General features: G+C 68.6%; 7 protein-coding genes and 1 pseudogene. 7 read left to right on the forward strand and 1 reads right to left on the reverse strand.

The genetic code is table 11. The features are described from left to right. Nucleotides 1-35 precede the first annotated feature (35 nt). The 7 genes from ASD35_RS07065 (at nucleotide 36) to ASD35_RS07095 (ending at nucleotide 5540) form a co-directional block, all read left to right on the forward strand. The gene (locus ASD35_RS07065; protein WP_056874162.1) at nucleotides 36-623 is read left to right on the forward strand and encodes a hypothetical protein; all 588 of its coding nucleotides are present in this window, start codon (nucleotides 36-38) and stop codon (nucleotides 621-623) included. Nucleotides 624-630: 7 nt separating this feature from the next. Next, nucleotides 631-1152 (forward strand): TlpA disulfide reductase family protein, encoded by a 522-nt coding sequence (locus ASD35_RS07070; RefSeq protein ID WP_056874163.1) that lies wholly within the window; start codon nucleotides 631-633, stop codon nucleotides 1150-1152. A gap of 104 nt (nucleotides 1153-1256) precedes the next feature. Next, nucleotides 1257-1703: a type II 3-dehydroquinate dehydratase gene (gene aroQ / locus ASD35_RS07075; protein ID WP_056874164.1), complete on the forward strand. Its 447-nt coding sequence runs from the start codon at nucleotides 1257-1259 to the stop codon at nucleotides 1701-1703. Nucleotides 1704-1761: 58 nt separating this feature from the next. Further along, nucleotides 1762-2220, forward strand: a complete 459-nt coding sequence (gene accB, locus ASD35_RS07080; protein ID WP_056874165.1) for an acetyl-CoA carboxylase biotin carboxyl carrier protein — start codon at nucleotides 1762-1764, stop codon at nucleotides 2218-2220. 124 nt (nucleotides 2221-2344) lie between these two features. Next, the gene (gene accC / locus ASD35_RS07085; RefSeq protein ID WP_056874166.1) at nucleotides 2345-3694 is read left to right on the forward strand and encodes an acetyl-CoA carboxylase biotin carboxylase subunit; all 1350 of its coding nucleotides are present in this window, start codon (nucleotides 2345-2347) and stop codon (nucleotides 3692-3694) included. After that, complete coding sequence (prmA, locus tag ASD35_RS07090; protein WP_056874167.1) at nucleotides 3691-4584, forward strand: 50S ribosomal protein L11 methyltransferase; 894 nt, start codon at nucleotides 3691-3693, stop codon at nucleotides 4582-4584. Before accC ends, prmA begins: the two co-directional genes overlap by 4 nt. Further along, nucleotides 4581-5540, forward strand: a complete 960-nt coding sequence (locus ASD35_RS07095; protein ID WP_056874168.1) for a zinc-ribbon and DUF3426 domain-containing protein — start codon at nucleotides 4581-4583, stop codon at nucleotides 5538-5540. Before prmA ends, ASD35_RS07095 begins: the two co-directional genes overlap by 4 nt. A 165-nt stretch (nucleotides 5541-5705) precedes the next feature. Here the strand turns inward: ASD35_RS07095 and ASD35_RS26495 are convergent. Continuing rightward, nucleotides 5706-6051, reverse strand: a pseudogene (locus ASD35_RS26495) (histone); the annotation flags it as partial.

Below are 6051 nucleotides of genomic sequence, written 5' to 3' on the forward strand. Positions count from 1 at the left end.
GCGGGGGGACCGGCCGCAGGCCGAAGGGAGCACCAATGAACGACCTCACCGAAGAAATCGCCGCCGCCGCGGCCCGTCTCATCGTCGACGAGGGCATGGACTGGGGCCCCGCCAAGCAGCGCGCCGCGCGCGACCTCGGCGCGCCACGCGCGGCACTCCCGGGCAATGACGAGGTGGAGGACGCGGTGCGCGAGCACATCGCCATCTTCCATGCCGACACCCAGCCGGCGGAACTGCGCGCGCTGCGCGAGCTGGCCGCACAGTGGATGGACCGCCTTGCCGCCTTCCGGCCGCACCTGACCGGCACGGTCTGGCGCGGCACGGCGACAAGGCTGTCCAACGTCCACCTGCAGCTCTATTGCGATGACAGCAAGGCCGCCGAGATCGCGCTGCTGGATCGCGGGGTGAACTTCGACGTCGCCGAGGCGAACGGTCCCAAGGGCCGCGCCGTCGACATGCTCGTGCTGGACGCCCCGTGCCCCGCCCTGCAGGAGCGGGTGACGCTGTGCCTGACCATCCTGGATTTCGACGACCTGCGCGGCGCGCTGAAGCCCGACGCCCGCGGCCTGGCCGAGCGCGGCGACCTGGCCGCGCTGCAGAAACTGCTGGACGCGAAAGCATGAGCCCTGCATGAACCCCATCACCCGCCGCCTGCTGCTCAGCGGCGCCGGCATTGGCGCTGCCGCACTGGGCGCCTCGTTCGCCTGGCGCCAACTCAACCCGCCGGTCGCGTCGCCCGTCGTCCAGGCCTTCTGGGCCCGGCGCTTCGACGGCCTGGACGGCACGGCGCTGGACGTCGGCCGCTGGCGCGGCCGACCGCTGCTGGTCAACTTCTGGGCGACCTGGTGCCCGCCCTGCGTGAAAGAGCTTCCCGAGATCAACCAGTTCTACAAGGAGGCGAAAGGTCAGGGCTGGCAGGTGTTGGGCTTGGCGGTCGACCAGCCGGGGCCGGTCAAGGCCTTCCTGGAAAAGACGCCGCTGGACTTCACCATCGCGCTGGCGGGGCCAGAAGGACTTGGGCTGGTGCGCGAGCTCGGCAACCCGGCCGGCGGCCTGCCTTTCTCGGTCGTCTTCGATGAAACCGGCGAGATCAGCTGGCGGCGCCTGGGCGTCACCAGCCTCGTCGACCTGAGAAAGCTGGCTCGCACCTGAATTTCCCTATCCAACGGGAAATCGGCGCCAAAACGCGTAAAGTTCGGCCTTCCTCAATTTAGTGGTGGCCCCCTAGACCTTAGGGCTCGGCGCGCGCCACCTGTTTGATGCAAGTTCTCGTCCTGCACGGCCCCAACCTCAACCTGCTCGGCACCCGCGAGCCGGAGGTCTACGGCGCGCAGACCCTGGCCCAGATCGACGCGGAACTGAGCGCGATCGCAGCCGATGCAGGCGCTCAACTGGTCAGCTTCCAAAGCAACCACGAAGGCGCGCTCGTCGACCGTATTCAGGCTGCGCGTGGCGACGGTACCGGCTTCATCATCATCAACCCGGCCGCCTACACCCACACGAGTGTCGCGATCCGCGATGCGCTGGCCGCCGTCGCCCTGCCCTTCATCGAAGTCCACCTGTCGAACATCCACCGCCGCGAGGCCTTCCGCCATCACAGCTACCTGAGCGACCTGGCGGTCGGCGTCATCTGCGGCCTGGGCGCCAACGGCTACCGCCTGGCACTGCGCCACGCCCTTGAATCGTTGGAAGCCGGCGCCTGACCCTTTCGGGCGCCGCCTCTCTCTTTCCCCCACAACAACAACACAGCCTGGAGCCAAGATGGACCTGCGCAAGCTCAAAACCCTGATCGACCTGGTCTCGGAATCCAACATTTCCGAACTGGAAATCACCGAGGCCGACGGCAAGGTCCGCATCGTCAAGTCCGATCCGGCCGCGGCCGTTGCGGTGCAGCCGGTCTATGCCCCTGCGCCGGTTGCCAGCGCGCCGGCCCAGCCCGCAGCGCCGGTGGCCGCGGCAGCCCCGCCGGCCGCGCCTGTCGAAACCGGCCATATCGTCAAGTCGCCGATGGTCGGCACCTTCTACCGTGCGTCCAGCCCGAACGCCAAGCCGTTCGCCGACGTCGGCCAGCAGGTCAAGGAGGGCGAGGCGATCTGCATCATCGAGGCGATGAAGATCATGAACGAGATCGAGGCCGACAAGACCGGCACGATCACCAAGGTCATGTGCGAGAACGGCCAGGCCGTCGAATTCGGACAACCGCTGTTCGTCATCGAGTAAGGCCACTCGATGTTCAAGAAAGTCCTGATCGCGAATCGGGGAGATCGCGCGCAGCGCGGACGTGCCCTGGGCACGGCAGATTGCGCAGTTCGCGCAGCGAACTGGGCGATGGAGCCGAATAACCATGTTTAAAAAAGTTCTGATCGCCAATCGAGGCGAAATCGCCCTCCGCATCCAACGGGCGTGCCGTGAACTCGGCATCAAGTCCGTCGTTGTCTATTCAGAAGCCGACCGCGACGCCAAGTACGTGCGCCTGGCCGACGAAGCCGTGTGCATCGGCCCAGCGCCGTCCGCGCAAAGTTATCTCAGCATGCCGGCCATCATTGCGACGGCCGAGGTGACCGACGCCGAAGCCATCCACCCCGGCTACGGCTTCCTGTCCGAGAACGCCGACTTCGCCGAGCGCGTGGAGCGCAGCGGCTTCACCTTCATCGGCCCCACGCCCGAGTCCATCCGCCTGATGGGCGACAAGGTCTCGGCCAAGCAGGCCATGATCCGCGCCGGCGTGCCCTGCGTGCCCGGCTCGGAGGGCGCGCTGCCCGAGGACCCGAAGGAGATCATCAAGATCGCCCGCACCGTGGGCTACCCGGTCATCATCAAGGCAGCCGGCGGCGGTGGCGGGCGCGGCATGCGCGTCGTGCACACCGAGGCGGCCCTGGTGCATGCCGTGCAGACGACGCGCGCCGAAGCGGGCGCGGCCTTCGGCAATCCCGAGGTCTACATGGAGAAGTTCCTCGAGAACCCGCGCCATGTGGAGATCCAGGTGCTGGCCGACACCTTCAAGAACGCCGTCTGGCTGGGCGAGCGCGACTGCTCCATGCAGCGCCGCCATCAAAAGATCATCGAGGAGGCGCCGGCCCCCGGCATCCCGCGGCGCAACATCGAGAAGGTGGGCGACCGCTGCGCCGCCGCCTGCAAGAAGATGGGCTACCGCGGCGCCGGCACCTTCGAGTTCCTGTACGAGAACGGCGAGTTCTATTTCATCGAGATGAACACGCGCGTGCAGGTCGAGCATCCGGTCACAGAGATGGTCACCGGCATCGACATCGTGCAGCAGCAGATCAAGATCGCAGCGGGCGAGAAACTGCCGTTCACGCAGCGCCAGATCGAGATGCACGGGCACGCCATCGAATGCCGCATCAACGCGGAAGACCCGGTCAAGTTCGTGCCGTCGCCCGGCCGCATCACGATGTGGCATGCGCCCGGCGGGCCTGGCGTGCGCGTGGACTCGCATGCCTACACGAACTACTTCGTGCCGCCCAACTACGACTCCATGATCGGCAAGATCATCGTCCACGGCGACACGCGCGAGCAGGCGCTGGCGCGCATGCGCATCGCGCTGAGCGAGACGGTGGTCGAAGGCATACAGACCAACATCCCGCTGCACCGCGAGCTGATGGCGGATGCCAAGTTCATCGAGGGCGGCACTTCGATTCACTACCTCGAAGGCTGGATGGCTGCGCACAAGCGATGAGCAATCTCTTCGAGCTGGCCCTGATCTGCCGCGAGGCGGATGTCGAAATCGTCAGCGATGCGCTGATGGAGATCGATGCGCTCGCGGTGTCCGTCGAGGATGCCGATGCGGACACCGATGCCGAGCACGCCCTCTTCGGCGAGCCCGGCATGCCGGCGCCCAAGGCGGGCTGGGACCGCTCGGTGGTCAAGGCCCTCTTCCCCTCGGAGCCCGAGGCCACCGAGGCGGCGACGCTGATCCTGGCGCAGGACTGGGCGGGCGATGTGCACGTGCAGGCCGTCCAGGCGGTGCCCGAGCAGGACTGGGTGCGGCTGACGCAAAGCCAGTTCGCGCCGGTCGAGATCACGCCCGAATTCTGGATCGTGCCGAGCTGGCACGAGGCACCGCCGCAGGCCCAAGCCGTCATGCGCCTGGACCCGGGCCTGGCCTTCGGCACCGGCACGCACCCGACGACGCGCATGTGCCTGCGCTGGATCGCCACCCATGCGCAGCGCTGGCCTCGCGTGCTGGACTACGGCTGCGGCTCTGGCATCCTGGCCATAGGCGCGGCGCTGCACGGCGCGCACGACATCGATGCCGTGGACATCGACCCGGCAGCCATCACCTCGTCGCGAGACAACGCGGCGGCCAATGGCGTCACGCTCACCACCGGCCTGCCGGAGCTGGCCCGGGGCGAGTACCCGCTGGTCATCGCCAACATCCTGGCCACCCCGCTGAAGCTGCTGGCACCGCTGCTGTGCGCGCATGTGGCACCGGGCGGGCACCTGATCCTGGCTGGCATCCTGTCGCGCCAGGCCGATGAGCTGAAGGCGGCCTACGCGCCCTGGCTGGCCCTTGAAGTCAGCGATGAGGAAGACGGCTGGATCCTGATGACGGCCACCCGCGCATGAGCCTGGCAACGCGCTGCACCGCCTGCGGCACGATCTTCCGGATCGTCGAGGACCAGTTGCGCGTTTCTGATGGCTGGGTGCGCTGCGGCCGTTGCGCGGAGATCTTCGACGCGCGGGAACTGCTGTTCGACATCGAACGCGACACGCCGCCGCCCTGGCCTGCATCTTTCGCCCCGCCCGCAGAGGTTGAACCGCCGCCGCCGCCACCTCCGCCGCCGCCCGCCCCGCCCCCGGTGCAGGCGTTCGAGCCGCCGGCATGGATTCCCCCGCCCGAGCCCGAGTTGCAGGCCGACGCGCTGCCGACCGGCTGGCCCGCCGAAGTGACACGGCAGGAGCCGCGCTGGGTCGAGATCGAGCCCCCCGCGCAGGCGACGATCGCGCCAGTCCACGCGCCCGAGCCGCCGCCCATGGCCGCCGAACCCGCAGCCGCGCCGCCCGCCGTGGTGCCCGAGTTCATGCGTCGCGCGCAAAGCAGCGCACGCTGGAACCGCCGGAGCGTGCGCATCGCCCTCGGCGCCGCGTCGCTGCTGCTGGCTTTGTCGCTGGCGCTGCAGATCACGCTGCATTTCCGCGACGCCCTCGCCGCCCTGCACCCACCGTTGCGCGGCCCGTTGCAGTCGCTTTGCGCCGCCCTCGGCTGCGAGGTCAAACCGTGGCGGCGCATCGAGGCGCTGAGCATCGACGCCACCTCGCTGAATCCTGTCGGCAGCGGCGGCAGCTACAAGCTGAACCTGTCGCTGCGCAACAAGGCGGGCGTCGACGTCGCGGCGCCCTGGGTCGAACTCAGCCTGACCGATGCCAGCGGCGCCCCCTTCGCGCGCCGGGTGCTGGCGCCGGAGGCGCTGAGCCCGCAGCTCACACAGGTGAACGCGGGGTCGGAGCATGCGCTGTCGCTGAGCTTCAGCACCGGCGCCCAGCGCGTCAGCGGCTACAGCGTCAACATCTTCTACCCCTGAGCCGCCGCGGGCCGCTCCAGGCGGCGCCGGCCTTGCATCGCTTAGCCGCTCGCATCCGACACCGGCGGCCCCTTCACCTGGCAATAAAAAAGCCCGGCACGCGATGCGGGCCGGGCTTTGCGAGTGCTGGGGCAGGCGGCGCGAGCCACCCGCTCATACAAACGCTTAGGGCTTGTTGCCGGTGGGGAAGGGCCAGGCGGCTTGCGGGCTCAGCGCGGTCTTGGCCGCGGGAGCGGGCGCAGCAGCGGCAGGCTTGGCAGCAGGGGCAGGCTTGGCAGCGGCCTTCTTCGGAGCAGCAGCCTTCTTGGCGGCAGGCTTCGCAGCAGGCTTGGCAGCGGCCTTCTTGGGAGCAGCAGCCTTCTTGGCGGCGGGCTTCGCAGCAGGCTTGGCAGCGGCCTTCTTGGCAGGTGCAGCAGCCTTCTTGGCCGGAGCGGCCTTCTTGGCGGGTGCAGCCTTCTTGGCCGGAGCGGCCTTCTTGGCGGGCGCAGCCTTCTTGGCCGGAGCGGCCTTC

Origin of the sequence: Pelomonas sp. Root1444 (assembly GCF_001426885.1) — a bacterium.
Lineage (GTDB): Bacteria > Pseudomonadota > Gammaproteobacteria > Burkholderiales > Burkholderiaceae_C > Pelomonas.

Excerpts from the sequence above, each read along its gene's own strand:
- ASD35_RS07065 (WP_056874162.1), top strand. The coding sequence starts at position 36 with ATGAACGACCTCACCGAAGAAATCGCCGCCGCCGCGGCCCGTCTCATC.
- ASD35_RS07070 (WP_056874163.1), top strand. The coding sequence starts at position 631 with ATGAACCCCATCACCCGCCGCCTGCTGCTCAGCGGCGCCGGCATTGGC.
- accB (WP_056874165.1), top strand. The coding sequence starts at position 1,762 with ATGGACCTGCGCAAGCTCAAAACCCTGATCGACCTGGTCTCGGAATCC.
- accC (WP_056874166.1), top strand. The coding sequence starts at position 2,345 with ATGTTTAAAAAAGTTCTGATCGCCAATCGAGGCGAAATCGCCCTCCGC.
- prmA (WP_056874167.1), top strand. The coding sequence starts at position 3,691 with ATGAGCAATCTCTTCGAGCTGGCCCTGATCTGCCGCGAGGCGGATGTC.
- ASD35_RS07095 (WP_056874168.1), top strand. The coding sequence starts at position 4,581 with ATGAGCCTGGCAACGCGCTGCACCGCCTGCGGCACGATCTTCCGGATC.